Genomic DNA, 26,978 nt, shown 5'->3' with positions numbered 1-26,978 from the left:
TTTATGTTAGAGAGGAAGACACACGCAGTGGAGAAAGAAAATGCATTTCAAATTAGTATTTTAGCCAGCGGAAGTACCGGTAATTCATTATATATTGAAACACCGAAGAAGAAATTTTTAGTAGATGCTGGGCTAAGCGGGAAAAAAGTCACTTCATTGCTTAGTGAAGTGGATCGGAAACCAGATGATTTAGATGCGATTTTTGTTACTCATGAACATCGTGATCATATCCATGGCGTTGGAGTGTTATCTCGTAAATATAATCTGGATATCTATGCTAATGATAAAACTTGGCAAGCAATGTCTCCTTTAATTGGAAATGTCGCACTTGAGCACAAGCATACATTTGAAATGGGTAAAGTTTTAACATTTGGTGACCTGGATGTTGAAAGTTTTGGCGTTTCTCATGATGCAGCAGCACCACAGTTCTATCGTTTTCATAAAGATGGCAAATCGTTTGTGGTCTTAACTGACACAGGGTACTGTAGTGATCATTTACGAGGTGTGGTACGAGGTGCAGATGCTTATTTGATTGAAAATAACCATGATCTGGAGATGTTACGCTCCGGAAAGTATCCTTGGAGTTTAAAACAACGCATTTTAGGCGATCGTGGTCATTTATCCAATGAAGATGGGGCTCTTACGATGACCGATATTTTGACCGATCAAACGAAACGTATTTATTTGGGTCATTTGAGTAAAGAAAATAATTTAAAAGAATTGGCACATTTAACAATGGAAAACACTTTAAAAGAACATGATTTTGGCGCAGGAGAAGCGTTCCAAATTTGTGATACAGATCCAGAGCAAGCAACAAGTATGTTTGCTTTATAAAGAAAAAGAGACATCCGAAATGAATCGGATGTCTTTTTTTAATTGCTTGCGGCTAAAATTAAATTAGCAATAACCACTAAAGTATTCATCCCCACATGGCTAATCATCGATGTCCAAATTTTTCCTGTAGTTTTATAAAGGAGACTGAAGAAAAAGCCTAAAGAAAAATATAAAAGCAGATGGCCATCTTGATGGATAACAGCAAATAATAACGAACTAATAATAATACCTACCCAGGTAAGGGAAAAGGAATCAAACAATCCGATCAAGGCACGTCGAAAAACAAATTCTTCCATAATCGGACCACCAATCATTGCTGCAAGAGCAAATAAAGGTTGGCGTAACACAAGTCCAATGATGTTTTGTGTATTTTGTGATTCAATGGGAATGCCTAAAAATTGTTCAATTTGCGTGATGATTGTTTGTAAAACAACTGCTAAAAAAATACCGGCAATTCCCCAAAATAGGGTCGAAAGAAAGGCGCTATCAGTTCTTTCGAAAGTTAGCTTGTTGGTTTGGCTAAGATATAAAATAATCATTAAGATCGCACCTGCAAGGTAGGTGACGGTAGTTGCTGTGGTACTTGCTTGGTTTGTCGGTGCAAAGACCGGAGCAAAAAAAGCAATGACGTAAATAAGAATAGTTAACAAACTATATTTTCTAACAGACATTGTGGTCTCCTTTTCTGTGATTTTTTATTATCTATCAAATTATACAGAAACAGTCGGCAGTTGACAATTATCAGCTATTTATTTAAAGGTGAGTAAAGACTGACTTTTTTTGACTTTTATAAAAAAATTTGGTTTAACTACTTGCAATATCAGAGAAAAATGATAATATTGAAATTGTGAGTTAGCACTCTATATTATAGAGTGCTAACAGCGGAAAAATAAGTTAGAGATTTTATTTGGAGGGATTTATCGTGTTAAAACCATTAGGTGATCGCGTAATGATCGAAGTTTCGCAAGAAGAAGAAAAAACAGTCGGAGGCATTGTTTTAGCGTCTACGGCCAAAGAAAAACCACAAACTGGCAAAGTTGTAGCTGTCGGTGACGGACGTACACTAGATAATGGTGAGCTAGCTAAAGTTCCCGTAAATGTCGGAGATACTGTTTTATTTGAAAAGTATGCCGGCTCTGAAGTGAAATATGATGGACAAGACTACATGATCTTTTCAGCAAAAGACATTGTAGCAATTGTAGAATAAAAAAATAAATTATTTTTGAGGTGAAGAAATTATGGCAAAAGATATTAAATTTTCAGAAGACGCACGTCGTTCAATGCTTAATGGCGTAAGTAAATTAGCAGATACAGTTAAAGTAACTTTAGGCCCTAAAGGTCGTAACGTCGTATTAGAAAAATCTTATGGCTCTCCATTAATTACTAATGATGGTGTAACCATTGCTAAGGAAATTGAACTAGAAGATCATTTTGAAAATATGGGTGCTCAATTAGTTTCAGAAGTGGCTTCTAAAACCAACGATATCGCTGGTGACGGGACCACAACTGCCACTGTATTGGCTCAATCAATCGTAAGCGAAGGATTGAAAAACGTAACTTCTGGTGCTAATCCTTTAGGTATCCGTCGAGGTATCGAAGAAGCTACTCAAAAAGCAGTAGAAGAATTGCAAAATATTTCTACTCCAGTTAATTCAAAAGACGCTATTGTGCAAGTAGGTGCGGTTTCTTCTGGTAGTGAAAAAGTTGGCAGATACATTGCAGATGCAATGGATAAAGTGGGTAACGATGGTGTCATTACGATTGAAGATTCTCAAGGGATTGACACCGAGCTAGATGTAGTTGAAGGTATGCAATTTGACCGTGGCTACTTATCTCAATACATGGTTACAGATAATGAAAAAATGGAAGCTGATTTAGATGATCCATATATTTTGATTACGGATAAGAAAATCTCCAATATTCAAGATATTCTTCCTTTATTAGAACAAGTTGTACAACAATCTAAACCATTATTAATCATTGCTGATGATATCGATGGCGAAGCACTACCAACACTTGTTTTGAACAAGATTCGCGGAACATTTAACGTAGTAGCAGTCAAAGCTCCTGGATTTGGCGACCGTCGTAAAGCAATGTTAGAAGATATTGCAGTATTAACTGGCGCTACCGTGCTTACTGAAGATCTAGGTCTTGATCTTAAAGATGCTACAATGGATTCTCTTGGTAAAGCAAGCAAGGTTACTGTTGATAAAGATAACACAACGATTGTTGAAGGTGCTGGTGATTCAACAGCTATCGAAGATCGTGTTCAATTGATTAAAAACCAAGTAGCTGAAACTACTTCTGATTTTGATCGTGAAAAATTACAAGAACGTCTTGCTAAATTAGCTGGCGGTGTTGCTGTCATTAAAGTCGGTGCAGCAACTGAAACAGAACAAAAAGAATTAAAACTACGTATTGAAGATGCTTTAAATGCAACTCGTGCAGCCGTTGAAGAAGGTATGGTATCCGGTGGTGGTACAGCTTTAGTTAATGTAATTAACAAAGTAGCTGAATTAGATGCTGATGATGATACTCAAACAGGAATTAGCATCGTGGTTCGCGCGTTAGAAGAACCGGTTCGCCAAATTGCCAAAAACGCTGGTTTTGAAGCTTCAGTTATCATTGAAAAATTGAAGAGCGAAGAACTAGGTATTGGCTTTAACGCTACGAATGGCCAATGGGTTAACATGGTTGAAGCGGGTATTGTCGATCCAACAAAAGTTGTTCGTTCTGCTTTACAAAACGCAGCATCGATTTCTGCTCTATTACTTTCAACAGAAGCAGTAGTTGCTGATCGTCCAGAACCAGAATCAAATAGTGGTGCTGGAGCTGGCGCTCAAGGAATGGATCCATCAATGATGGGCGGCATGATGTAATAACTTTAAAAAAGCCTTGAACGAAAAATGTTCAAGGCTTTTTTTTCGGCACTTTGTTAAATAGTGTTAGTAAAGAAATTTCATCGAATAAAGGAAGTAGTTAGGCGCTAGCTCTAGCTGCTTTTTTTGTTTTCGCTTTGTGCAGGCGATGGAACAACTTGGAACTATTTTCCTCTGTATGAAAGATACAGTTCGACTTATACCTTTGCAACTTGATATAAGTGATAACTGTATCTCTTTTTTAAGTTAATTCGGGGAAATTGTCTACATATAAGTGGCTAAACTATCTTCGGTTAGTTGCTTCAATTTTTTTCTGGCTTTTGTATCGTAGGCTTGCGTTTTAGCACGTGCTCGGGACTTAATTTCAAAGTACTCTCCTGTCACGCCTTCAAGTTCTTCAGAAGTTGCAAGAAATTCTACAGCAGAAAAACCTTGTTCTACCGTTGATTGTGCTTGTCCAAAGTGGTCCGTTACCATATTCGTGCTCATAAGCGTCGATGGATGAAGAGCGTTAACACAGATATCTCTTTGTTTTAATTCCGACGAAAGGTCGAAAGTAAACATGATCAAAGCTAATTTGCTGCGAGTATATGCTAGATAACCATCATAGTTTTCCTCCAAATTTGGGTCATCAAAGTCAATTTCTGATTGCCCAACTGAAGCTACATTGATTATTCTTGCGCCTTCTTTAATGATTGGCAGCAGTTTTTTAGTAAGCAGAACTTGGGCTAAGTAATTTATCGCCCATCTTAACTCAAAGCCGTCTTGGCTAGTTTCATGTATGCTTTGTGATTTTGGTCCGCCTCCGATTCCTGCATTGTTAATCAAAATGTCTATTTGCTCATCGTTTGAAATAATTTTTTCAGCTAGTTGAGCTACAGAGCTAAGAGAGGAGAAATCTCCGTTAAAATACTCCAGCTTTTGATTGTTCGTAGATTGCTTTATTTCTTCCAGGGTTTTACGTCCTTTTTCTTCATTTCTTCCATGTAATAGAACTTTTGCACCTTGTTGTGCAAATCGCTCAGCAGTCATTTTACCCAGACCATCGGTGGCACCTGTAATTAGAACCGTACACTCTGATAGTGGTTTCATTCAAATTCCCTCCAATTGCTAAACCTGATCCATTTATTTTAGTATAACAAAAAGTCGTCTTTGTGTAATTCTTCAAAAAAACACTACAGACAATCCAAGACTCTTGGACTTTGTCCGAAAATTAAATACTGATTGACACTTGGCTTAGTAAGGTAAAGATGATGTTCCTATTTTTCAGATAGAGCATTCCAATTTCTTTCTCCGTAATTGGATTCTCGGATAAGGTTTTTCTAGACTATTCTCCATAATTACGTTTTTGGATAAAAGATTGTCTGGACTTTTATCCGTTATTAGCTATTTAAGAGTGTTTAACGACTACTTTTTCCGTTTTTTGGACAAAACTTTTCCAGTTCTTTCTCCGTAATTGGATTCTCGGATAAGGTTTTTCTAAACTATTATCTATGATTACGTTTTCGGATAAAGGATTGTCGAACTTTTATCTGTTTATCTGCTGATTATTTGTTCACTAAGAAACCTCAATAAAATTTATATTTAGAAGAGGTTTTGACAAAACTTTAGTTTAAATGATTGTCCTACAGCATTTATTGTAGAATATATAGGCAAACTGTTAAACTACTTTTACTGATAAAATTGCAACTAACTTTGGTATTTCTAGCTAAATTTGAATTGCTCAGCATTTTTTCATTAATAATTTTCTTATTTCAAGTGTTATTATTACATGGGCTTTGTTATCTTTGATATAATGTAGAGGAGAAAAATTGAGGGAGCTTGAGTGTAATGAATAAAACGTATAAAGATGATAGTTTAGCACTGCACACGGATCTTTATCAAATTAATATGGTGAAAACTTATTGGGAACTTGGTCGTGCTGATCAGCATGCTGTTTTTGAATGCTTCTTTCGAGAAATGCCGTTTAAAAATGGTTATGCGGTATTTGCGGGATTAGAACGTCTAGTTGATTATTTAAAAAATTTACAGTTTACTGAATCAGATATTGAATATCTACGTACGGTAGAAAATTATCCAGAAGATTTTTTGAATTATCTAAGAGATTTTACTTTTTCTTGCACCGTACGTTCGGCTAAAGAAGGCGACTTGGTTTTTGCCAATGAACCGATTATTCAAGTAGAAGGTCCGTTAGCCCAAGCGCAATTAGTAGAAACAGCGATTTTGAATATGGTTAACTTTCAAACGTTAATTGCGACTAAAGCGGCGCGTATCAAGTCAGTGATTGGCGACGATCCGTTACTGGAATTTGGTTCACGTCGCGCGCAAGAATTAGATGCAGCTATATGGGGCGCTCGCGCAGCTTATATTGGTGGGGCAGATTCCACCAGTAACGTGCGCGCTGGAAAGGTATTTGGCATTCCAGATGGCGGAACCCACGCTCATTCGTTGATTCAATCATACGGCAATGACTATGATGGATTTATGGCTTACGCAAAAACGCACAAAGATTGCGTCTTTTTAGTTGATACGTATGATACGCTAAAATTGGGTGTGCCTAATGCAATTCGTGTTGCAAAGGAAATGGGCGACAAAATTAATTTTCTAGGTGTGCGAATTGATAGCGGCGATATGGCTTATATTTCTAAAGAAGTTAGAGAACAGTTAGATGAAGCAGGTTTCCCTGAGGCTAAAATCTATGCTTCTAATGACCTTGATGAAAACACCATTTTAAATTTGAAAATGCAAAAAGCAAAAATCGACGTGTGGGGCGTAGGAACGAATTTGATCACAGCTTACGATCAACCAGCCTTAGGTGCAGTCTATAAATTAGTTTCAATTGAAGACGAAAAAGGAGATATGATCGATACTATCAAACTTTCCAGTAATGCTGAGAAAGTGACGACGCCAGGGAAAAAACAGGTATGGCGTATTAAGCGGAATTCAGATGGAAAATCGCAAGGGGATTATGTTACTTTATGGGATGAAAAGCCTAATGAACAAGTCAGCATTTATATGTTCCATCCAGTGCATACCTATATTAATAAAACGGTCACTAATTTTAACGCTCGTATCCTTTTGCATGATATTTTTGACCAAGGAAAGTTAGTCTATGATATGCCTGATCTAGAAGATATTAAAACTTATTCTCACCAATGTCTGGATTCGCTGTGGGCAGAATATAAACGTGATCTAAATCCACAACCTTATCCAGTTGATTTATCGACTGATTGTTACGAACACAAGATGAGACTTTTGAATAAAGTTCGTCAAGAGGTTGAAAATACGACGATTTAATTGTCACAGATGTAGGTTAAGGCGAATACTTGTTAAAAAAGTTAAGCCATATAACTAGGAGGAATTATTTTGAGTTTACAAACCAAAATCATCGATGAACTAGGGGTTCAACCGGTGATCAATCCAGAAGAAGAAATCCGGAAAAGTATTGACTTTTTAAAGGAATACTTATATAAAAATTCATTTTTAAAAACTTTTGTGTTAGGAATTAGCGGTGGTCAAGATTCTTCCTTAGCTGGACGTTTAACACAAATGGCTATGGAAGAAATGCGCCAAGAAACCAAAAATTCGGACTATCATTTTATTGCTGTGCGTCTTCCTTATGGCGTACAAGCAGATGAGGATGATGCCAGTCGGGCCATCGAATTTATACAGCCAGATACACAAATCGAAGTTGATATCAAACCAGCTGTGGATGCGCAAGTGTCTTCTTTAAGAGCAGTGGGTATGACGGTCTCCGATTTTAATAAAGGGAATATTAAAGCACGTCAACGTATGATCACACAGTATGCAATTGCGGGCGAGTTTTCTGGCGCTGTAATTGGCACCGATCATGCGGCCGAAAATATTACCGGATTTTTCACGAAATTTGGCGATGGCGCAGCGGATATTTTGCCATTATTTCGTCTAGATAAACGTCAAGGAAAACTATTATTACAATCATTGGGTGCTTCAGAAGAGCTTTATGCTAAAGTGCCCACGGCGGATCTAGAAGAAGATAAACCATTGGTTAGTGACGAAGCTGCATTAGGGGTAACTTATCAAGAAATTGATAATTACCTAGAAGGAAAGAGCGTTCCAAGTAAAGCACAAGAAACCATTGAAAACTTATGGGAAAAGACGCAGCATAAACGTCATCAGCCGATCTCCATTTTTGATGATTTCTGGAAGTAATTCTAGTAAAATTTTATAATTAACTAATGTGTGGAGGCTGGGATAAAGATCTTCAGCAATGATCAATTTTGGTGGTTCATTGTTGGAAGGAAACAATATCCCAGTCTCTTTCTAATTTTAGTAAGGTGTTTGAAAAAAATGAATAAAAAATTACGTTATTTAGGTATAGGAATATTGATTTTTTGTGGCATCATTTTTAGTAATCTTTTTTTACAGTGGTGCCAAAATGATTTATCGGTTGATTTAGCAGTAAAATTTGCTTTTTCTTGGCATACAGAAAAGTTCTTTTTAGCTAGTCTCGTTTTGTTGGTATTGTTTTTATTTTTAGCCAGCCTTGCAGGATCGTTAATCGTCGGAGCTAGTTTATATAGTCTTTTTATTGCGATGATTGGCTTTGCTACTTATATGAAGATGACATTTCGCCAAGAGCCGGTTTATCCAGATGATTTAACGATGATCACACAATTGGGGTTTTTTAGAGAAGTTTTAGGGACAGGGCTTTTTTTATTTGTTCTTATTTTAATGATTGTTGTCGCTGGTCTTTTTATTTATCAATTGTACCGCAGTTTCTTTTTAGCAAAAAACAAACAAATTATGCGTGTCATTATGCTTTGTTTTAGTACTTTAGGTCTGGTTTATATTAGTCATTTTAATAATGAAACCAATTTATTAAGACAAGCATATAATAAAACAGCCTTATGGATTCCTTATTCACAAGAAATGAATTACTATAATACAGGTTTTGTTGGAGGTTTTTTATATAATTTACGCGTTGATGCCATGGAAGAGCCAGACGGGTACTCCGAAGAGGCAATCGAGGATATTGCTGAAAAATACCAACAAGAAGTTGAACCTGGCGAAGATGATGATCAACCCAATATCGTCTATGTGATGAGTGAAAGTTTTTCTAATCCGGAACACTTGCAGGGATTATCCATTTCGGGAGACCCGTTAAAAAAATATGATGAGGTAGCTGATCAGACTTATAGCGGTAGGATGCTCTCGCAAAATTACGGCGGCGGAACCGCTAATATTGAATTTGAGGCCTTGACGAGTTTTTCTATGGAGTTATTAAATCCGCAGATGACAACTCCTTATACAATGCTGGTGCCTAAGATGGCTCAGTTGCCTTCCCTGGTCTCGTTATCTGAAGATCGAGGGTATGATACTACAGCTATTCATCCATATGACACCTCAATGTATAAGCGTCAGGACGTTTATTCTACATTAGGATTTGACCAGTTTATTGATCAAGATAGCATGGATTATACACAAACCATCGAAAATAACCCGTATATTTCTGATGAGGCAGCTTATCAACAAGTGTTGGATACGTTAAAAGAAGATCAGACGCCGCAATTTGTCCATTTGGTTACTATGCAGACGCATATGCCATATGATGGGAAGTATGACAATGTAAATTATCAAGTGACGGGTGATGAAAATAACCGTAATATCGAAGGATATTTACAAGATATTAGCTATAGTAGTCAGGCATTGCAAGATTTTACTGAAGAGCTTGCTGAGCTGCCAGAACGAACATTGGTCGTATTTTGGGGAGATCACTTGCCAGGAATTTATTCGGATCGTTTACAGGAGCAAAATTCCACCGCCGATCTGCATCAGACAGAATTTTTGATGGTTGATTCTGAAGGCGGCTTAACTCACGAAGAGGGGGAAGTCACGAGTCCTTTTTACTTTGCCCCCAATTTATTTCAACAGGCAGGCTTAGAAACGACGCCTTTTTATGAACTCTTGTTAGACTTAGAAAAAATATTGCCGGCGTTTGAACCTAGGATGTATTTGGACAATGATGACCAATGGCATGAAGAACTGACATTAAACCAAAATCAACAAGAAATCTACAATGATTACCGTTTAATCCAATATGATATTTTACAAGGTGAACAGTATAGTTTACAAAATGAGTTTTTCGATTGAGTTGTTTCACAGGTAAAATGAACTAGGAAAAATGAAACAGTTTAAAACAAGAAATCTCACGGTTTGTTTTTGTGTGGGTTAATATTTTTGTGAAACCTCATAACTAACTGAGCGATTTTTTGGGATAAGAATTGTGGATAAAAAAACTGCTTATGAAATCTAAAAAGATCTCATAAGCAGATTTTTTCTTTAGAAAGGTATTTCGTTGTGAGATAACTGTTCTTGGATAAAAGTGGAAATCTCGGCCAGTTTTTCTGATACTACTTTTTTACGAGTTAAGAAATAGAGATTTCGTTCACCGATTGCTTCTAAACGTTGGTAAGGTACAGTTGAGTTTAAAGCTAGTTTGGAAATGATCGTTTTGCCTACCTGATGTTTTAATAACGCTAAAGCCATGTCATGGTTGTAGGTTCGAATAATATTAGGCGAAAGATTATTATATTTTAAATAATTTTCATTGATAAAACCTAAAGGAGAATCCGTTTCGGGTAACAACCAGTAGTCAGATTCAGGATTGCCGGCTAAAACCAATTCATCTTTGGCGACTATGTAGCGTTCAACTAACTCACTACGTTCTGGCGTTTCGATCAGACCAAAATCAACTTTCGCTTTTTCTAATTCTTGTACAATTTCTTCGCCCGACATTACCGGAAAGCTAAAATTTACCATCGGAAAATGTTTGACCAAAATAGGCACGATTTTTGGAATAAGATAGGCGCCACAAGTTTGAGAACTGGCTAAAACGCAATTTTCTCGATAACTTTTTTGGGTATTAACATGGGTAATTGCATCGTTCCACTCTTCAAGAATTTTTAAAACTCTAGGATATAAAAAATCGGCTTCTTTTGTAGGGAGAATTTCTTGTTTCCCATTGCGAATAAACAAAGTTACGTTTAGATAATCTTCCAACTTTCTAATTTGAGCAGAAACAGTTGGTTGTGTTAAATAGAGGCTGTTTGCCGTTTTGGTAAAATTATGTGTTTCATAGACAGATAAGAAAGATTTCAATAAATGAAACAAAGCTATACCCCCCGTTTACTTAAAAAATTTTGGTTACTTAACGGCAGCTTGCCATTTTTCACAGAGCAATTGATAAATGGTCGCAAGTTCATTGTTTGTCCCCCGTAATTCAAAATCAGCTAAAAAAGGAGTATTGAATTGTTCAGCATATTGCTTAGCGGTCAAACAATATTGGTCATTAAAATTCTTATTGCCACTACCAATAACGCCTAAGCAGTGATCTGCATTATTTTCAAATTCAATGTAATCACGTAAACTTTCGGTTAAGATTTCTTGATCACCGTTATCGATCCCATTGCCGCCTTCCAGATAGGTAGGAACAAAGGCAAAAAATGGTTCAGTTTCTGCTTCTTCTGGAGTATTGTCGTCAATTTCTTTGGCGTGTATAATAAGATCATTAGGATTTTTTTCGTTTTCTTCTTCGGCAAAACGTTGAAGACGTTGGATAAAAGAACGTGTGTTGCCGGAAATAGATATATAGCGTACATTCATTTCGTATTCCCTCCTAAAGATAGTATAGCAAAAATAAACGATCGTTGGGAAATAAAATCATAAGAAAGAGGTAGTTTCATGATTCGATTTGCAACAAAAGAAGATAGGTATAAAATTGCCGAGTTAGTGTTAATTGTTTTAAAAGATATGGCGCTTCCTTTTGTAGAAAAGGCCGGTGATCAAATTACACTGGAGATACTAGAAGAGGCTATGGAGGATCCTCATTATCGTTACGGTTGGCAACGTGGCTTAGTCAGTGAAGTGAATGGTGAAGTGGCAGGGATTGCTTTTGGTTATCCTGCCAGTGAAGAAGAAACGGTCGATAAAAGTTTAGAAAAAGTTCTGGCTCAACACGGGCTGGCAGAACAATCTTTGTTTACCGATCATGAATCATTTGCCGGAGAATGGTATCTGGATTTACTTTGTGTAGATGAAGCTTATCGCGGACAAGGCATCGCCTCTCAACTTTTAACAAGCATCGATAAGTTTGCATTAAGAAGTGGGGCAACCATTGTGGGACTTTGTGTTGACCATGAGAATAAAAAAGCACAGCAATTATATGAAAAAAATGGGTTTAAAATTGTGGGTGAACAAATGATTAGCCAACATTCTTATCACCATATGCAAAAACCGATTTCTCTGGATTAAATGGATTAGGACCCAAAAAGCGACTTGCAAAAATGTCATTTGCGCATCGCTTTTTGGGTCCTGTTTTTCAATCAAAGTTATTTGATAATTTAAAATTAGCAAAACGAAGAGCAGACTTCATTTTACGATTACGGTTGTATAGCCAATAATCCATAATAGCCGCGATGCAGATACAAGTGGGAGCATTGGCTGGATCAGGGATTTCTAATATGTAATAATCCCCTGTTAAAAAAGCAGCTTTGTCCATAGACATAATTTCTTTATTAAAATGGTGAATCTTGTAATGATGATTGTAGATATCCCCATGAACACTCCAGTTTAATTGTTTAACATAGTAGAAATCCCCTGGCCAGTTAAAAATTTTTTGCAAAGTTCCTACTTTTGTATAATTTTCATAGATTTCAAAGCGACTACCAAAAGTAAAGCTAATTTGCTTGATGCTAGCGACTAGGGCACCGTTCATCTGATACAAAGAAAGGGCATCGCCTTGGGTTCCCCAGCGTCCGACAAGTAGGAAAAGAGAGTGACCGCGCTCATCTTTTACGATTGTGCGTGTAATATTACTTAACTGCTTGTCTTGAATATAAAATTCTGACACGATCCTCACCTCCTTTAAACGATGACCCATTAGCGTAAAAGTATGATGTTATAAATTTTCTTCAATTGCCCGATAAATGGCTTGGCCCACACCGCCAGCTACATTGGTATCTGTGACATATTTCGCGTATTCCTTCACTTCAGGTAAGCCATTGCCCATGGCAAAACTTACTCCGGTTGTTTGAATCATACTAACATCATTCAAATTATCTCCAATTGTCATGATTTCATCTAAAGTAATACCACGATCCTTGGCTATATGAGCGACTGCGATCCCTTTTTGTGCCAAGCGGTGATTAATTTCCAAATTATTTTGTCCAGAAGAAGTAACAAATAAATCTTCAAAACTTTCGTCCACAACGCGAGCAGCAGGGCCTAAAAATGCAGCGCCGTCTCGATGGAAGCAAATAATTTTTAAAACGATAATGTCATCTTGTTCCATAACTTCGCGGATACTGTCAACAAAGCGAATGGGTAAAAACTCAAGGCGCGCAGCAGACATCGCAATGGCCATTTTATGTGTTAAATGCGGCATAGCTTCGGCTACCATTGTAGCGAAATTTTCAATCCGTCGTTCTTTACTTTGCGAAAAAGTTCCTTTATTGGTAGAAATTTCATAGTAAATATCTTCTTTTTCTAATAAATCTAAAACTTTTTCTGCCGTTTCTAATTCAATCGGCTCCATAAACATAGAATTACCCGCTTGATCAAAAACTTGGGCGCCGTTTAGTGTAATCATGGCGCAATCAATTCCCGCTTCTTTTAGAGAAGGTAGGGCTTCAAGTCGGTTACGTCCGGTAGCGACCATAAACTCAACGCCTTGTGCTTGAGCGTATTTAATCGCTGCTACATTTTTTTCTGGGATTTGCATATTGGCATCAAGCAAAGTCCCATCCATGTCTGAAGCAATTAGCTTAATCATATATTTATTCCTTTCATTTAGGGCCAGCAAAAGGGCTAAGAAGGTTGCTACAAGGATAAACTTTGTGCAAACAGAGTGCTTTTAAACTGCCCATTCCTCTTTTTTATACAAGTTCAGTTTACCATATTCTGATGAAATTTCTTAGTAAGAAAAAATTTTTTAGTGAAAATTCATGACTTGACTTGTGATCAAACTGTTTCTGAGATATTCTTAAAAGAGCAAGGAGGGTTTTCATGAAGACGATTATCAAAAATAGTTGGCAAGATATTTTAGCTGATGAATTTCAAAAACCTTACTATCGGGATCTACATGAATTTTTGAAACAAGAATATGCCACGCAAAAAATTCATCCGGATATGTATCATATTTTTGAAGCGTTGCAAATTACACCCTATGAAAAAGTAAAGGTCGTTATTTTAGGACAGGACCCTTACCATGGTCCCAACCAAGCACATGGTCTATCTTTTTCTGTACAACCCGGAGTTAAAGTGCCACCTTCTTTACAAAATATTTATAAAGAACTACAAAGTGATTTAGGAATATCTCCTGTAAATCATGGGTATTTAGTGTCTTGGGCCGAGCAAGGTGTATTGTTGTTAAACACTGTTTTAACCGTACGTGAAGGTCAAGCTTATTCGCATCGAGGAAAAGGGTGGGAACGGTTGACCGATAAAGTGATTGAAAAATTGAACGAGCGTCAAGACCCTGTCGTATTTATCCTTTGGGGAAAACCTGCGCAAAAGAAAATTTCTATGATTGATACAGCCAAGCATGTGATCATCAAATCTGTTCACCCAAGCCCATTATCAGCCAACCGTGGTTTTTTTGGATCGCAACCATTTTCTAAAGCTAATAATGCACTCATGGCTTTAGGGAAAACACCAATTGATTGGCAACTTCCGCAAAAAGTATAACAGTTTGATAGTTAGAATATAGCAGTTTAGTTTGTTAAATTAAGTATATTGCGAAAAGATAATTTTCTTGATTAATACAGAATGACCCCCTGTTTTTTTTCGTTGTTATAGTGTATGATAGAGAGGTATAAAAAATCTGGAGGTAACAAATTCATGGAATTATTTGATAGCCTGAAATTTAAAATTGTTCGTCGAGGAATTAAAATCGCTTTCCCTGAAGCATCTGACACACGTATTTTGAGTGCGGTTGCTCGTCTACGAGGGGAAGAACTCATTGAACCTGTCTTGATTGGTAAACGTAAAGAGATTGAAGAAGCAGCGTCTACACGGGGAATTAACATTTCAAACATGACGATTTATGATCCGGACAATTGTCAGCGCTGGGAACAAATCGTAGAGGCATTCTTGGAACGTCGTAAAGGAAAAGCTACTAGAGAACAAGCAGAAGAAATTTTAAAAGACGAGAATTACTTTGGCACTATGTTAACTTATATGGGGATTACTGACGGCTTAGTTTCTGGAGCCATCCATGCTACGGGCGATACTGTCCGTCCTGCATTGCAAATTATTAAAACAAAACCAGGCGTTAGCCGTACAAGTGGTGCGTTTTTGATGATGCGCGGAAATGAACAAGAAAAATATTTGTTTTCCGACTGTGCGATCAATATTGCTCCTGAACCCAAAGAATTAGCGGAAATTGCTATTGAATCAGCTAAAACAGCAGAAATGTTTGATATTAACCCACGAGTGGCTATGTTGAGCTTTTCAACCAAAGGCTCTGCTCATGGACCTCAATCAGATGCTACTATCGAAGCGACCAAAGCAGCTCAAAAATTAGCACCTGAACTGCCAATTGATGGCGAGTTGCAATTTGATTCAGCTTACATTCAAACAGTTGCCCAATTGAAAGCACCTGAATCAGATGTCGCTGGTAAAGCCAATGTCTTTGTTTTTCCTGATTTACAATCAGGAAATATCGGCTATAAAATCGCTCAACGATTAGGGAACTTTGAAGCGATTGGGCCTATTTTACAAGGTTTGAACAAGCCTGTTTCGGATTTATCACGTGGTTGTAATGAAGAAGATGTTTATAAACTATCAATCATTACTGCAGCTCAATCGGTAATGGATTAAAAAATGTTTTTCTATCGCTGGAAAAGTTGGTTGGTTAAAACTAGCTTTTTCAGCTTTTTTGCTATTTTTTAATAAAGCAGCTATACTAGCGATGAATTGAAAGGAAGTGAGAAAGGTGATCACTTTACAAAATTTGCAAGCAACTGAAAAGTTTGCCGCAGTTATTGGTGAAGTAGCCAATGCTGGTGACAATTTAGTTTTAACTGGAGAATTAGGTGCTGGAAAAACAACCCTAACCAAAGGAGTCGCTCAAGGCCTAGGAATTGAACAAATGATAAAAAGCCCTACTTACACGATCATCCGAGAATACGCTAGTGGACGTCTTCCTTTATATCACATGGATGTTTACCGGGTTGAATCAGGCGCTTGGGATTTAGGGTTAGATGAATATTTTGAAGGTGATGGCCTTTGTGTTATTGAATGGGGAAAACAGCTGCAAGATGCTGCGCCTTTAGATTATTTAGAACTAATTATTGAAAAAGATACTATTGATGAAAATAAACGAAAGTTAACGTTAAAAGCCTTTGGTCCACGAGCAGAAGATTTTAAAATAAGAATCGAAAAAGAGTGGGGGCACTAAAATGGCAGAAGATATAGATGTGACGATACGAGAAGCTCTGCCTGAAGATGCTTCACAAATCGTGGAAGTTTCCAAAACGATTGGTGATCAAACGGAATTTTTAGTTGCGGACGAATATGGCGAGAACATGCCGATTCATTTATTAGAAAACCAGCTGGAAACCATTCATGACAGTGACAACCAGTTGCTTTTAGTTGCAGTTGTAGAGGAGCAAATTGTAGGGTCAGCTTCAGTTCGGACAAGCGAAGAAAAGCGTGTGTCTCATATTGGCGAAGTAGGGATTTCCCTTTTAAAAGATTATTGGGGAATAGGGCTAGGCAGTGTCTTATTGGAAGAGTTAATGGATTGGTCGCAGCAAACTGGGAAGATCAGACGCTTAGAATTAACAGTCCAAAAACAAAATGAGCGGGCAATCCATCTATACGAAAAATTTGGCTTTCAAACCGAAGCAGTGATGACGCGTGGTGCTAGCGGTGATGACGGCCGCTTTCTAGATGTGCTATTGATGAGTAAAATGATTGATTGAAAAAAGAGAGAGTTTATTTTAAAATCCTTTACTCGAGAAGGAAAACCAATTGAGTAAAGGATTGCTGATTCCTTCCTCAAGCGTCCAAAATTGAGTAAAGGAATCAAAAGTTATTCCTCAAAAACGTAATAATGAGTAAAGAATAACTCATCCATTACTCAAGAATGCAGCTAAAATTTAAAAAGTACTCATTTTTCTTCTTAGTTTCTTAGTAATGAGTAAGAAACAGAAGATGCGTTCCTCAAAATGTTGTTAATGAGTAAAGGATTGCTGTTCTATTCCTCAAAAATATAATAATGAGTAATGGATTAGATAATCCTTCCTCAAAAGTAAAAATAAATGAAAAAAGGAAGAAACCCAAGCTGAGTTGAGTTCCTTCCTTTTATTTAGCAGTGACTAACTTTTTAAACGGTTCGGTTCCGAAGTGTTTTTCTTCTTCTAGTAAAATATTTGCACAAGCGCGACTATCAGCCAATGCATCATGGTGATGGTCAAGCGGGATTTGCAAAAAGTCACATATTGTATTCAGTCGGTGGTTACTAAATTCAGGATAAAGTTTGCGACTGGTTTTCACGGTACATAACGATAAAAAGCGGGCAGGTTCTAAATTATAATAGTTTAAGCATCCAGCTAAAACACTATTATCGAAACTGGCATTATGGACCACAATCAAATTATTTTCTTGAAAATAAGGGTAGATGGTTTGCCAAACTTCTGGAAACTTTGGTGCATCGGCAACATCTTGCGGGCGAATTCCGTGAATTTGGATGTTTTTCCAGAAGAATTTTGTTTCGGGTTTAATTAAAGTATAATATTCATCTACAATTTGGCTGTTTTCGACCATAACAAGTGCTAAAGAACATGCACTATGTCTTTGGTAGTTTGCCGTTTCAAAGTCCATTGCGACAAAATTCATTTATTGTCATCTCCTGTTAAGGGATAGATCATCTTCTACTGAAACAACGATCGTTCCTTATGATATCCGTCTGTATTTTAGCACCAAACAAACTTTTCTTCAAATGATCTGACATGGAACTTGCCATCTTGCGTTATTCTTTTTAACACTCAATTGGTAATTTTACCAAGAATAAATGGACTTTAGGTTAAGATAAGGGTAACGAAAGCTTTAAAAGTTTCTAGGAGATTTTTCTTAACGATTGGGCGTAATTTATCGAAAATAGATTTCACGTGATATTCCTCTAATTATTATGATTTTATTTTAAGGAAAAATGCGGTAATATAAAGGCAAATCCGTTTGGAAAAAGGAGAGGAAAAGATGAAGGTTGGAGTTGTGGGGTTAGGCGATATTGCACAAAAAGCTTATCTACCTGTTTATACGCAGATGCAAGATCAAGCAGAATTTTATTTTGCGACCAGAAATAAAGAGGTTCAGCAAAATCTACAAGGTATTTATCATTTGCAGCATATGATGAATAATCTAGATGAGCTATTAGCTGCAGGTATTCAAGCCTGCTTTATCCATTCGGCAACGGCTAGTCATTATCAACTAGTAAAGAAATGTTTAGAAAACCAGGTAGATGTATTTGTCGATAAGCCTTTAAGTGAAAATCTTACAGAAGTAGAAGAGTTACTAGATTTAGCAAAAGAAAAAAAGCGAATTTTGATGGTAGGTTTTAATCGTCGTTTTGCTCCGATGGTGGAAAAGTTGAAAGCACAGAAGGGCAAACGCATGCTGTTTTTACAAAAAAACCAAATAGCCAATGATAGTTTAACGTCTTTTGAGATATTTGATGTGTTCTTACATTTGGTCGACACGGCTGTTTATCTTTTAGATGATCCAGTTCAAACTTTTTCTAGTGATATCCGCGAAACAAAACAACATTTAGAAACGGCCATACTCAAATTAGAAACAAAACAAACTACCGCGCTTTTGACTATGGATAATAAAAGTGGCGCCAAACTAGAAAATTATCAATTGTCTACTGAACAAGAATCTTATTGTTTAGCCAATCTGACAACGTTTATATCGCAAAAAAAGACACAAGAGCAAGTGGAAACATTTAATGATTGGGAAAATACATTAGTCAAGCGTGGCTTTTATCCGATGGTCCAAGCCTTTCTATCTGCCTTACAAACTAGAACAGTAGCTGGTTTACGCCAAGAAAATATTTACCCTAGTCATAAAATCTGCGCTGAAATGTTAAAACAAGTTGAAAAAAGTAGAAGGACCTAAACAATCAGTAGTCAGCTTGTGAAGAACGTGATAGAATGGGTGAGACGTTTGGAAAAAGGAGAAATTTTTGGTGGATAAAGAAAAACTAGTACAACAATTTTCTACAATCAATTTATTAAAAGATGAACCTTTAAAATATTATACATTTACTAAAACAGGGGGGCCTGCGGACGTTTTGGCTTTTCCTGAATCAACAGAAGAAGCGGAAAATTTGGTCTTATATTGTCGTAATCACGACATCCCTTGGTTAGTTTTGGGTAACGCAAGTAACTTAATTGTACGAGATGGCGGTATTCGCGGAGTGGTGATTATGCTCTTAGCGATGGATCAGATTCAAGTAACAGATAACGTAGTTGAAGTGCAAGCTGGAGCTCGTTTAATTGATACCAGTTATGCAGCGCTTGAGAAGTCTTTGAGTGGTCTGGAATTTGCGTGCGGTATCCCTGGAAGTGTCGGTGGAGCAGTCTTTATGAACGCTGGGGCTTACGGCGGAGAAATAAAAGATGTTTTTGACTCTTGTGATGTTTTAATGCCAGATGGTACCGTTCAAACACTTTCAAATCAAGATATGGCTTTTAGCTATCGACATAGTATCATTCAAGTTCGTCATGGGATTATTTTAAATGCTCGGTTTGCTTTAAAAAACGGACAGCACCATTTTATCAAAGAACGTATGGATGAATTGACTTATCTACGTGAATCTAAACAACCCTTGGAGTATCCATCGTGTGGTAGTGTATTCAAGCGACCTCCCGGACATTTCACAGGACAATTGATTCAAGAAGCAGGATTACAAGGATTACAATGGGGCGGTGCACAAGTTTCTAATAAACATGCCGGTTTTATTATCAATCTGGATGGCGCAACTGCTACAGACTATGTAGAATTAATTGGTCATATTCAAGCTGTCATCAAAGAAAAATTCGATGTTACTTTAGAAACAGAAGTCCGAATCATTGGTGAAGAAGCGAATGAATCAGTGACAGATGAAAGTAAAAAATAAAGAAAAAAGAGATTGCCAAAATTTGGCAGTCTCTTTTTTAAACACGATTTTTTAAAAAACGTAATAAAACTGTGGCAACCCCTGCTGTAGCAATACCAGCAACAATAGCTTCAGGGATTCCTTGGGCAAAAATAATAGAAAGAATTGCTGCATAGACGGCGTTTCCTGCTTCGCCGATAACCTGGGCGTATTCTGTTTGAAACAGGAAATACACCATATTCATAACCACTACCGTATTAACAATTCCACCTAATAAACCAGCAATAAAAAGTCCCAAACCGCGTTTTTGATTTTTCATCCGCTTTTCAAACCATTGATAGAAATAATAAGGAACAATCCCGATTAAAATTCGCGGAATCAAAGCGATCAATATTGCTTTCCAGCTGCCATAACCACTAGCTCCAAAAGGTGCGATAAAAGGAGAGAAAACAAAAGATAACGGCGTTACGATAATTGTTGAACGAATCATACTGATTACTCCAAAACTAGCGCCTAAAAATGCTCCCAAGCGTGGACCTAAAATGATTGAAGCGATAATTACTGGAATATGTAAGGTAGTCGCATTCAAAGGTCCAATGGGAATAAAACCGAGAAAAGGTACGCTAGAAAGCAATATCAGAATAGCTAGAAAAAAGGCAGTTAAAACTAGTCGAAACGTTTTTTGCTTTTGCTGCATAGGGTTAAGCCTCCTTGCCCTCAAGTGTATTTACGACTTCTTCTATAATCGTGTCAACTGTAGCTAGAGCACCTGAGCCGAAGTCACCGCAGGCCAGTAATGATTCCCGTGGTTCGATTTCTTTATAGCCAATTTCTTTTAAGGCTTGTAGATTTTTTTGTACCATCGGATGTTCATACATATTCGTATTCATCGCAGGAGCGATTAATTTTGCACGATCACTAGGCAAAGCCAGTGCAACTGTACCAATCAAATCGTCAGCGACGCCGGTTGCAAGCTTACCTATGATGTTTGCAGTTGCAGGTGCAACCAAGAACAAATCAGTCGGTTTGGTTAATTCGATGTGATTAATCTTGCTCGGATCCGGTTCGTCCATGACATCTGTATGTACCCTGCGTTTGGTCAAAGATTGTAAGGTCAAAGGTGTAATGAATTCTTGACTGCTTTTTGACATAAGTACATCTACCGCATAGCCTTTTTTGGTTAATTCATTGGCGATATCAGCAGATTTATAGGCAGAGATGCTGCCAGTTACTCCTAATAATATATGTTTCGTCATTTTATTTACCTCCTATAAGATCACGTATTGTGACGGTCGATTGTTTGGAAGATTAGTTGTGCAATACTTTCTTTTGTTTGCTTTTCACCAATAATTTGGCCATTTTTGTCAATCAAGTACCCAATGTGCTGATTATCTTTAATTTTTGCTAGATCATTAGCTAAGATATAATCCGCCTGATTTTTTCCAATCCCTGCTTGCGCGGTCGTAATTAACGTTTGTTTTGAAACATCGACTAATAATTTAAATCCTACCAGCAAAGTTTCAGGCTGGATTTTTTTAATTAGTTGAATCACTTTTGGCGTCTTTTTTAACACTAAATAAAGTTGTTCGGTATCAGAAGAAATTTTCTTTTCATCCGCTTCTGTGCGATCGGTTAATTGTGTGAGATCTTCTTTAGTTAAGGGGCCCTTTTTTTCTTGAAATAAATGATTGATGGACGCTAAGAAATCTTCTTGGGAGAAGGTTTGAGCAGGCGTAAAATCACTCACCGCCATGCTATGAATCACAGCGTCGTATGTCGTCTTTTGCAATAGTTCTTGCAATTGATCCGCCAATCCTTGCGTTCCTTCAATTTCATAAAGTTGCAACTTTTTATTTTCTGCTGGATGCTTTGCTTGGGCAGTCGTTACGAAATCGACAGTGGCATGATTTTTTAAGAATTCTTCTGCAATTAAGCAACCTAAACGCCCAGACGAATGATTGGTAATGGAACGTACATCATCGATTTTTTCTGAGGTACCACCTGCGGTAATTAATACTCTCATTTGCTCACTCCCATATCAATAATCGTTCGTCCAGTATGGGTGCCGTTTAGTAGCGATTCAATGGTTTCTTCTAAATCAGTTAACTCAACTTCTTGATAAGATAATTTCTCCAAGATTGTTTTGTGTTCAGCTAAAAATTGCCAAATCTGTTTTCTTTGTGTCATTTCTACCTGAACTGAATCAATGCCGATCATTTTGATACTACGTAGAATAAACGGCAAGACCGTCGTATCCAAAGTTATGCCACTAGCATTGCCGCACAAAATAGCACAACCTCCGTATTGAATGAGCGGAAGCAATCCTGCTAAAATATTTCCTCCAACTGTATCAATTACGGCTGCAAATTTTTGTTTACCTAAGGGTGATTTTTTTTCAGGTAAGATTTCTGCTGGCGCTTGAATATCGCTCGCTCCTAAACCTGTTAACCAGTCTGCCTGTGTTTTTTTAGACGACATCGCAGTGATGTTTGTATAACCTAATTGATGTAAAAGCGCAATAGCTGTATTCCCCACACCGCCTGTAGCACCAGTAACAAGAATTGGGGCGTTTTTTTCTGGATCTTCTTTTTCTAGCGCTCTTACTGCTAAAGCTGCTGTAAATCCTGCCGTTCCGAATTTCATGGCTTCTTTTGTACTAAAATTTTGTGGAACTTCAACCAGCCATTCAGCTGGCACATCTTGAACTTGACTGAACCCGCCATCATTACTAATGCCTAAGCCGTAACCTGTGATCAATACCTTTTGTCCAGTTGTCCAACTGTCAGTGTTTGACTCAATAATAGTCCCGGCTAAGTCAATTCCGATAACTTTAGGATAATCTCTAACGACTCCACCATTTTTGGTAGCTGCTAAGGCATCTTTATAATTAATATCAGAATACTCTACTTGAACCCGAACATGGTCTTTTTTTAACGAATCGCTTTGTTTTCTAACGATCCCCCGAGAAAAAACATTCTCTGCTTGCGTGACTTCAAAAGCTAAAAAATTTTCCATTGTTATCATTCCTTTGCAAACGTTGATTTATTCAGCGCCCATTATTACTATTTCTTTGACTTTATCATAACACATTTTCTAATTTTGCTGATAGCATTTAAAACAAGCAATAAAGTCCCAAAATTTTCATCCAAAGGGCTTGCGTTTTTGCTAGAAAAAAATTATCCTTGTACAGGCTAATTAACACAAGAAATTGAATGCTATTTATCGAGGAGGGAAATAAGTGAGTCAACCCATTATTTCGTTTAATCATATCACTAAAAAAAGTTGCTGATGAAACGATCCTAGAAGATGTTTCATTTGATATTGAAGAGGGAAAGTTTTATACCCTTTTAGGTCCGTCAGGTTGTGGTAAAACAACTATTTTACGCGCAATTGCTGGTTTTACTGATGTTGATCAAGGAGACATCCTTTTTGGCGAAAAAAGAATCAATGAAGTTCCTGCCAATCGCCGACAAGTAAATACTGTGTTTCAAGATTATGCCTTATTTCCTCATATGAATGTCTTTGATAATGTAGCTTTTGGACTGAAAATCAAAAAAGTTGCTAAAGATAAAATAAAAGAAACTGTCTATGAAGCACTTCGTTTAGTGCAATTAGCAGGTTATGAAATGCGCGAAATTAGCGAAATGTCAGGGGGACAAAGGCAAAGAGTAGCCATTGCTCGGGCCATTGTAAATAAACCGAAAGTCCTCTTATTAGATGAACCTTTATCAGCTTTAGACTTAAAACTGCGAACAGACATGCAGTATGAACTGCGCGACCTGCAAAAACGTTTAGGAATCACCTTTATTTTTGTTACCCATGATCAAGAAGAAGCTTTGGCGATGAGTGATCAAATCTTTGTGATGAACCAAGGGAAAATTATGCAAAAAGGAACGCCAGTTGCTATTTATGATGAACCTATTAATCATTTTGTTGACGATTTTGTTGGTGAAAGTAATATCATTGATGGCACTATGATAGAAGACAATTTGGTAGAAATGGTAGGAGAACGTTTTACCTGTGTCGACGGTGGTATGCGGGTAAATGAACCGGTCGAAGTAGTGATTCGACCCGAGGACTTAAAACTAACTTCAGTTGAACAAGGCAAGTTGAGCGTAAGCGTGGATACCCAGTTATTTCGAGGCGTACACTATGAAATAATAACTAGCGATAGACAAGGAAACGAATGGATGGTTCACTCCACTAAAAAGGCAGTTGAAGGCAGCCAGGTGGGTTTAAGTTTTGAACCCGAAGATATCCATGTTATGCGTTTTAATGAAACAGAAAAAGATTTTGATAGCCGTTTAGAAAGTTATGAGTAAAGTAGGTGAATAAATGACAAAGACAAGAAAATTCTATACATTCCCTTATTTTGTTTGGTTACTTTTATTTGTTATTGCGCCAGTCGCTTTAATTATTTATCAATCCTTCTTTGATATGCAAGGGGCTTTTACGCTTGAAAATTATCAAACGTATTTCACTTCCGGAAAATATCTGATAATGACTTTAAATTCAATTTGGTATGCTTTTTTGATTACTTTATTTACATTACTAATCAGCTACCCAACAGCTTACTTTTTGACTAAGTTAAAATATAAAGACTTATGGTTGCTATTAATTATTTTGCCAACCTGGATTAATTTACTTTTAAAAGCTTACGCGTTTATCGGGATTTTTAGTATCGATGGCAGTGTCAATCATTTTCTTGAATTTTTTGGGCTTGGCCCCACTCAGCTATTATTCACCGACGCCAGTTTTTTAGTTGTGGCAACCTATATCGAAATTCCTTTTATGATTATGCCAATTTATAATGCGTTAGAAGAAATTGACCCATCACTTGTCAGTGCTAGTCGGGATTTAGGAGCAAATAGTTATCAAGCTTTTCGTCGTGTGATTTTCCCTTTGTCACTAAGTGGTGTCAAAAGTGGGGTGCAAGCGGTATTTATCCCATCGCTTTCTTTATTTATGTTGACGCGTTTAATCGGAGGCAATCGAGTCATCACGCTAGGAACTGCGATTGAACAACACTTTTTGATTACCCAAAATTGGGGCATGGGTGCGACAATTGGTGTTATTTTAATTTTCGCGATGTTTATTGTGATGTTATTGACTCAAGAAAAGAAAGGGAGGAGGATTAAAAAATGAGAAAATTTCGGTGGTCCCACATATATTTAACGATTGTTTTTCTGTTACTTTATTTACCGATTTTTTATTTAATTTTTTACTCTTTTAATACTGGTACCACCATGAATCAATTTACCGGCTTTTCTTTGGCTCATTACCAGGCGTTGTTTGCTGATTCGCGTCTATTAATTATAGTATTAAACACTTTCTTGTTGGCATTTTTATCAGCTTTGATTGCGACAATGATTGGTGTTTTGGGTGCGATTGGCATTTATTATAATAAAAAACGCTGGCTTAAAAATACCTTGCTTAGCTTTAATAATGTTTTACTAGTTTCACCAGATGTGATTATTGGTGCGAGCTTTTTAATTTTTTTCACTATGATTGGCAGTTGGTTTCGTAGCTTTCATCTAGGATTTATCAGTGTTCTTTTGTCCCATTGTGCTTTTAGTGTGCCTATTGTCGTTTTAATGGTACTGCCAAAATTACAAGAGATGAAAGATTCGATGGTAGATGCCGCCAGAGATTTAGGCGCTAATAGTTGGCAGGTGATGAAAGATATTATTTTGCCTTTTTTGACGCCTGGAATAATTGCGGGTTATTTTATGGCATTTACGTATTCCTTGGATGATTTTGCGGTTACTTTTTTTGTTACCGGCAATGGGTTTACCACCATGTCAGTCGAAATTTATTCTAGAGCAAGACAAGGAATTGACCTAGAAATCAATGCTTTAAGTACGCTCGTTTTCTTGTTTTCTTTATTTTTAGTTATTGGCTATTATTTTATTAGTAAGGAAAACCGATCGAAACGTTTGCGCAAAAATCGGCTGAAAAGAAAGAAGGCTGATTTGACATGAAAAGATTACAAGCACTTTTTATAGGAATCTGTTTCATTTTGTTATTACTGTTTTTTGGTGTGCAAACCTTAGAAAAATCTACAGGCATGTCGGGTGCAAAAGTAGTCAACATTTATAATTGGGGCGATTATATTGATCCTGAGTTAATTGATCGTTTTGAAAAAGAAAGCGGGTATAAAGTTAACTACGATACCTTTGATTCCAATGAAGCGATGTTTACTAAAATCCAACAAGGCGGAACGGCTTATGACATCGCGATTCCTAGTGAGTATATGATCCAAAAAATGATCGAGCAAAACTTAGTGTTGCCGTTAGAGAAAGAAAAATTAAAAGGGCTAGACAACATCGATCCGCAATTTTTGGACTTGAGTTTTGACTCGCAAAATCGTTATTCTGTGCCATACTTTTGGGGAACGTTAGGAATTGCGTATAATGACAAAATGGTGGATGAAGGAGCGATCACTTCTTGGGATGATTTGTGGAGCCCTGCTTTAAAAAATAACGTGATGTTAATTGATGGTGCACGCGAAATTATCGGCCTAGGTTTGAACAGTTTAGGCTATTCGTTAAATAGTAAGGAGCAGTCGCAGTTGCAAGAAGCTACAATGAAGCTAAGAAAACTCACCCCCAATGTCAAAGCCATTGTCGCTGATGAAATAAAAATGTATATGGAAAATGAAGAAAGTGCCGTCGCGGTGACTTTTTCTGGTGAAGCGGCGGATATGATGGCAGAAAACGAGCACATTCATTATGTAATTCCCGAAGAAGGTTCTAATCTCTGGTTTGATAACCTAGTGATTCCTAAAACAGCACAAAACAAAGAAGGCGCATATGCATTTATCAACTTTATGTTAGAGCCTGAAAATGCAGCACAAAATGCGGAGTATATCGGTTATTCAACACCTAATGAAAAAGCTTTGGCATTACTACCAAAAGAAATCACAGAAGACGAACAATTTTATCCCTCTGATGAACGATTGGCTCATTTAGAAGTCTACGAAAATCTTGGCTCACAATACTTGGGAATCTATAATGATTTATTTTTGGAGCTGAAGATGTATCGGAAATGATGGAGATTTTCGATGAAAATGGTGTTAAACAATGAAATTTAAGGAGTATGGTTCTACTTTTTTATCGTGAGTT

Annotated in this window: 27 protein-coding genes and 1 pseudogene; 17 read left to right on the top strand and 11 right to left on the bottom strand. The window is 37.1% G+C overall.

The features are described from left to right. Positions 1-27 precede the first annotated feature (27 nt). Positions 28-834 carry an MBL fold metallo-hydrolase gene (locus C7K43_RS05630; protein ID WP_124005975.1) on the top strand — a complete coding sequence of 269 codons (807 nt, stop codon included), beginning with the start codon at positions 28-30 and terminating at the stop codon, positions 832-834. Between the two features lie 38 nt (positions 835-872). Here the strand turns inward: C7K43_RS05630 and C7K43_RS05625 are convergent, their stop codons facing one another. After that, positions 873-1,505 carry a CPBP family intramembrane glutamic endopeptidase gene (locus C7K43_RS05625; protein WP_124005974.1) on the bottom strand — a complete coding sequence of 211 codons (633 nt, stop codon included), beginning with the start codon at positions 1,503-1,505 and terminating at the stop codon, positions 873-875. Between the two features lie 251 nt (positions 1,506-1,756). Here C7K43_RS05625 and groES point away from each other — a divergent pair, with 251 nt between their 5' ends. Then, the gene (gene groES / locus C7K43_RS05620; protein WP_124005973.1) at positions 1,757-2,041 is read left to right on the top strand and encodes a co-chaperone GroES; all 285 of its coding nucleotides are present in this window, start codon (positions 1,757-1,759) and stop codon (positions 2,039-2,041) included. Positions 2,042-2,072: 31 nt separating this feature from the next. Next, positions 2,073-3,713 (top strand): chaperonin GroEL, encoded by a 1,641-nt coding sequence (groL, locus tag C7K43_RS05615; RefSeq protein ID WP_124005972.1) that lies wholly within the window; start codon positions 2,073-2,075, stop codon positions 3,711-3,713. A gap of 264 nt (positions 3,714-3,977) precedes the next feature. Here groL and C7K43_RS05610 read toward each other — a convergent pair whose 3' ends face one another. After that, a complete protein-coding gene (locus C7K43_RS05610; RefSeq protein ID WP_124005971.1) occupies positions 3,978-4,805 on the bottom strand; it encodes an SDR family NAD(P)-dependent oxidoreductase in 828 nt (275 codons plus the stop codon). A 738-nt stretch (positions 4,806-5,543) separates the two neighbouring features. Between C7K43_RS05610 and C7K43_RS05605 the strand changes: the two genes are divergently transcribed. The 3 genes from C7K43_RS05605 (at position 5,544) to C7K43_RS05595 (ending at position 9,845) form a co-directional block, all read left to right on the top strand. Then, on the top strand, positions 5,544-7,010 hold the full coding sequence (locus C7K43_RS05605; protein WP_124005970.1) for a nicotinate phosphoribosyltransferase: 1,467 nt from the start codon (positions 5,544-5,546) through the stop codon (positions 7,008-7,010). 69 nt (positions 7,011-7,079) lie between these two features. Further along, positions 7,080-7,904 (top strand): ammonia-dependent NAD(+) synthetase, encoded by an 825-nt coding sequence (gene nadE, locus C7K43_RS05600; RefSeq protein ID WP_124005969.1) that lies wholly within the window; start codon positions 7,080-7,082, stop codon positions 7,902-7,904. Between the two features lie 138 nt (positions 7,905-8,042). Continuing rightward, positions 8,043-9,845, top strand: a complete 1,803-nt coding sequence (locus C7K43_RS05595; protein ID WP_124005968.1) for an LTA synthase family protein — start codon at positions 8,043-8,045, stop codon at positions 9,843-9,845. Positions 9,846-10,034: 189 nt separating this feature from the next. Here the strand turns inward: C7K43_RS05595 and C7K43_RS05590 are convergent, their stop codons facing one another. Together C7K43_RS05590 and nrdI are read right to left on the bottom strand one after the other, a co-directional pair. Beyond that, on the bottom strand, positions 10,035-10,865 hold the full coding sequence (locus C7K43_RS05590; RefSeq protein WP_124005967.1) for a LysR family transcriptional regulator: 831 nt from the start codon (positions 10,863-10,865) through the stop codon (positions 10,035-10,037). Between the two features lie 33 nt (positions 10,866-10,898). Next, positions 10,899-11,357, bottom strand: coding sequence for a class Ib ribonucleoside-diphosphate reductase assembly flavoprotein NrdI (gene nrdI, locus C7K43_RS05585; protein WP_124005966.1), 459 nt, complete (start codon positions 11,355-11,357; stop codon positions 10,899-10,901). A 78-nt stretch (positions 11,358-11,435) separates the two neighbouring features. Here nrdI and C7K43_RS05580 point away from each other — a divergent pair, with 78 nt between their 5' ends. Continuing rightward, complete coding sequence (locus C7K43_RS05580) at positions 11,436-12,005, top strand: GNAT family N-acetyltransferase (protein WP_124005965.1); 570 nt, start codon at positions 11,436-11,438, stop codon at positions 12,003-12,005. Between the two features lie 67 nt (positions 12,006-12,072). On the opposite strand, the gene C7K43_RS05575 is transcribed toward C7K43_RS05580, so the two are convergent. Continuing rightward, positions 12,073-12,603: an LURP-one-related/scramblase family protein gene (locus tag C7K43_RS05575; RefSeq protein ID WP_124005964.1), complete on the bottom strand. Its 531-nt coding sequence runs from the start codon at positions 12,601-12,603 to the stop codon at positions 12,073-12,075. 48 nt (positions 12,604-12,651) lie between these two features. Next, on the bottom strand, positions 12,652-13,524 hold the full coding sequence (locus tag C7K43_RS05570) for a Cof-type HAD-IIB family hydrolase (RefSeq protein WP_124005963.1): 873 nt from the start codon (positions 13,522-13,524) through the stop codon (positions 12,652-12,654). Between the two features lie 233 nt (positions 13,525-13,757). On the opposite strand from C7K43_RS05570, the gene C7K43_RS05565 reads away from it, so the two are divergent. From C7K43_RS05565 to C7K43_RS05550, 4 genes are all read left to right on the top strand, one after another. Then, positions 13,758-14,438, top strand: a complete 681-nt coding sequence (locus C7K43_RS05565) for a uracil-DNA glycosylase (protein WP_124005962.1) — start codon at positions 13,758-13,760, stop codon at positions 14,436-14,438. A 153-nt stretch (positions 14,439-14,591) separates the two neighbouring features. Continuing rightward, positions 14,592-15,572 carry a phosphate acetyltransferase gene (pta, locus tag C7K43_RS05560; RefSeq protein WP_124005961.1) on the top strand — a complete coding sequence of 327 codons (981 nt, stop codon included), beginning with the start codon at positions 14,592-14,594 and terminating at the stop codon, positions 15,570-15,572. Positions 15,573-15,687: 115 nt separating this feature from the next. Then, positions 15,688-16,152, top strand: coding sequence for a tRNA (adenosine(37)-N6)-threonylcarbamoyltransferase complex ATPase subunit type 1 TsaE (gene tsaE, locus C7K43_RS05555; protein ID WP_124005960.1), 465 nt, complete (start codon positions 15,688-15,690; stop codon positions 16,150-16,152). A gap of 1 nt (position 16,153) precedes the next feature. Continuing rightward, positions 16,154-16,678 (top strand): GNAT family N-acetyltransferase, encoded by a 525-nt coding sequence (locus C7K43_RS05550; protein ID WP_124005959.1) that lies wholly within the window; start codon positions 16,154-16,156, stop codon positions 16,676-16,678. A gap of 382 nt (positions 16,679-17,060) precedes the next feature. Here C7K43_RS05550 and C7K43_RS05545 read toward each other — a convergent pair whose 3' ends face one another. Next, the gene (locus C7K43_RS05545) at positions 17,061-17,594 is read right to left on the bottom strand and encodes a 3'-5' exonuclease (RefSeq protein ID WP_124005958.1); all 534 of its coding nucleotides are present in this window, start codon (positions 17,592-17,594) and stop codon (positions 17,061-17,063) included. A 360-nt stretch (positions 17,595-17,954) separates the two neighbouring features. On the opposite strand from C7K43_RS05545, the gene C7K43_RS05540 reads away from it, so the two are divergent. Further along, complete coding sequence (locus tag C7K43_RS05540; RefSeq protein ID WP_124005957.1) at positions 17,955-18,872, top strand: Gfo/Idh/MocA family protein; 918 nt, start codon at positions 17,955-17,957, stop codon at positions 18,870-18,872. Positions 18,873-18,942: 70 nt separating this feature from the next. After that, positions 18,943-19,875, top strand: a complete 933-nt coding sequence (gene murB, locus C7K43_RS05535; protein ID WP_124005956.1) for a UDP-N-acetylmuramate dehydrogenase — start codon at positions 18,943-18,945, stop codon at positions 19,873-19,875. Between the two features lie 37 nt (positions 19,876-19,912). On the opposite strand, the gene C7K43_RS05530 is transcribed toward murB, so the two are convergent. From C7K43_RS05530 to C7K43_RS05515, 4 genes are read right to left on the bottom strand one after another with little or no spacing between them, the layout of a single operon-like run. Continuing rightward, positions 19,913-20,551, bottom strand: coding sequence for an ECF transporter S component (locus C7K43_RS05530; RefSeq protein WP_124005955.1), 639 nt, complete (start codon positions 20,549-20,551; stop codon positions 19,913-19,915). Between the two features lie 4 nt (positions 20,552-20,555). Next, complete coding sequence (gene coaC / locus C7K43_RS05525) at positions 20,556-21,110, bottom strand: phosphopantothenoylcysteine decarboxylase (protein WP_124005954.1); 555 nt, start codon at positions 21,108-21,110, stop codon at positions 20,556-20,558. 20 nt (positions 21,111-21,130) lie between these two features. Next, positions 21,131-21,877: a phosphopantothenate--cysteine ligase gene (locus C7K43_RS05520; RefSeq protein WP_124005953.1), complete on the bottom strand. Its 747-nt coding sequence runs from the start codon at positions 21,875-21,877 to the stop codon at positions 21,131-21,133. Next, positions 21,874-22,869, bottom strand: coding sequence for a YhdH/YhfP family quinone oxidoreductase (locus C7K43_RS05515; RefSeq protein ID WP_124005952.1), 996 nt, complete (start codon positions 22,867-22,869; stop codon positions 21,874-21,876). The genes C7K43_RS05520 and C7K43_RS05515 overlap by 4 nt, the downstream gene beginning before the upstream one ends. 223 nt (positions 22,870-23,092) lie before the next feature. Between C7K43_RS05515 and C7K43_RS05510 the strand changes: the two are divergent. The 4 genes and pseudogenes from C7K43_RS05510 to C7K43_RS05495 all read left to right on the top strand — a co-directional run bounded on the left by C7K43_RS05510 (position 23,093) and on the right by C7K43_RS05495 (position 26,905). Continuing rightward, positions 23,093-24,176 (top strand): annotated as a pseudogene (locus C7K43_RS05510) (ABC transporter ATP-binding protein). Positions 24,177-24,189: 13 nt separating this feature from the next. Further along, the gene (locus C7K43_RS05505) at positions 24,190-24,999 is read left to right on the top strand and encodes an ABC transporter permease (protein WP_124005950.1); all 810 of its coding nucleotides are present in this window, start codon (positions 24,190-24,192) and stop codon (positions 24,997-24,999) included. Beyond that, positions 24,996-25,835 (top strand): ABC transporter permease, encoded by an 840-nt coding sequence (locus tag C7K43_RS05500; RefSeq protein WP_124005949.1) that lies wholly within the window; start codon positions 24,996-24,998, stop codon positions 25,833-25,835. The genes C7K43_RS05505 and C7K43_RS05500 overlap by 4 nt, the downstream gene beginning before the upstream one ends. Further along, positions 25,832-26,905 (top strand): ABC transporter substrate-binding protein, encoded by a 1,074-nt coding sequence (locus C7K43_RS05495; RefSeq protein ID WP_124005948.1) that lies wholly within the window; start codon positions 25,832-25,834, stop codon positions 26,903-26,905. The genes C7K43_RS05500 and C7K43_RS05495 overlap by 4 nt, the downstream gene beginning before the upstream one ends. Positions 26,906-26,978: the final 73 nt, after the last annotated feature.

The organism is Tetragenococcus koreensis (genome assembly GCF_003795145.1).
Lineage (GTDB): Bacteria > Bacillota > Bacilli > Lactobacillales > Enterococcaceae > Tetragenococcus > Tetragenococcus koreensis.
Note: the sequence above shows the minus strand (reverse complement) of the source record. Positions and strands in the feature narration are given on the sequence as shown.

Excerpts from the sequence above, each read along its gene's own strand:
- coaC (WP_124005954.1), bottom strand. The coding sequence starts at position 21,110 with ATGACGAAACATATATTATTAGGAGTAACTGGCAGCATCTCTGCCTAT.
- C7K43_RS05505 (WP_124005950.1), top strand. The coding sequence starts at position 24,190 with ATGACAAAGACAAGAAAATTCTATACATTCCCTTATTTTGTTTGGTTA.
- C7K43_RS05580 (WP_124005965.1), top strand. The coding sequence starts at position 11,436 with ATGATTCGATTTGCAACAAAAGAAGATAGGTATAAAATTGCCGAGTTA.
- C7K43_RS05530 (WP_124005955.1), bottom strand. The coding sequence starts at position 20,551 with ATGCAGCAAAAGCAAAAAACGTTTCGACTAGTTTTAACTGCCTTTTTT.
- C7K43_RS05515 (WP_124005952.1), bottom strand. The coding sequence starts at position 22,869 with ATGGAAAATTTTTTAGCTTTTGAAGTCACGCAAGCAGAGAATGTTTTT.
- nrdI (WP_124005966.1), bottom strand. The coding sequence starts at position 11,357 with ATGAATGTACGCTATATATCTATTTCCGGCAACACACGTTCTTTTATC.
- C7K43_RS05495 (WP_124005948.1), top strand. The coding sequence starts at position 25,832 with ATGAAAAGATTACAAGCACTTTTTATAGGAATCTGTTTCATTTTGTTA.
- pta (WP_124005961.1), top strand. The coding sequence starts at position 14,592 with ATGGAATTATTTGATAGCCTGAAATTTAAAATTGTTCGTCGAGGAATT.
- C7K43_RS05595 (WP_124005968.1), top strand. The coding sequence starts at position 8,043 with ATGAATAAAAAATTACGTTATTTAGGTATAGGAATATTGATTTTTTGT.
- C7K43_RS05550 (WP_124005959.1), top strand. The coding sequence starts at position 16,154 with ATGGCAGAAGATATAGATGTGACGATACGAGAAGCTCTGCCTGAAGAT.
- C7K43_RS05565 (WP_124005962.1), top strand. The coding sequence starts at position 13,758 with ATGAAGACGATTATCAAAAATAGTTGGCAAGATATTTTAGCTGATGAA.
- C7K43_RS05625 (WP_124005974.1), bottom strand. The coding sequence starts at position 1,505 with ATGTCTGTTAGAAAATATAGTTTGTTAACTATTCTTATTTACGTCATT.
- C7K43_RS05500 (WP_124005949.1), top strand. The coding sequence starts at position 24,996 with ATGAGAAAATTTCGGTGGTCCCACATATATTTAACGATTGTTTTTCTG.
- C7K43_RS05520 (WP_124005953.1), bottom strand. The coding sequence starts at position 21,877 with ATGAGAGTATTAATTACCGCAGGTGGTACCTCAGAAAAAATCGATGAT.
- C7K43_RS05605 (WP_124005970.1), top strand. The coding sequence starts at position 5,544 with ATGAATAAAACGTATAAAGATGATAGTTTAGCACTGCACACGGATCTT.
- C7K43_RS05545 (WP_124005958.1), bottom strand. The coding sequence starts at position 17,594 with ATGAATTTTGTCGCAATGGACTTTGAAACGGCAAACTACCAAAGACAT.
- C7K43_RS05610 (WP_124005971.1), bottom strand. The coding sequence starts at position 4,805 with ATGAAACCACTATCAGAGTGTACGGTTCTAATTACAGGTGCCACCGAT.
- groL (WP_124005972.1), top strand. The coding sequence starts at position 2,073 with ATGGCAAAAGATATTAAATTTTCAGAAGACGCACGTCGTTCAATGCTT.
- C7K43_RS05570 (WP_124005963.1), bottom strand. The coding sequence starts at position 13,524 with ATGATTAAGCTAATTGCTTCAGACATGGATGGGACTTTGCTTGATGCC.
- C7K43_RS05540 (WP_124005957.1), top strand. The coding sequence starts at position 17,955 with ATGAAGGTTGGAGTTGTGGGGTTAGGCGATATTGCACAAAAAGCTTAT.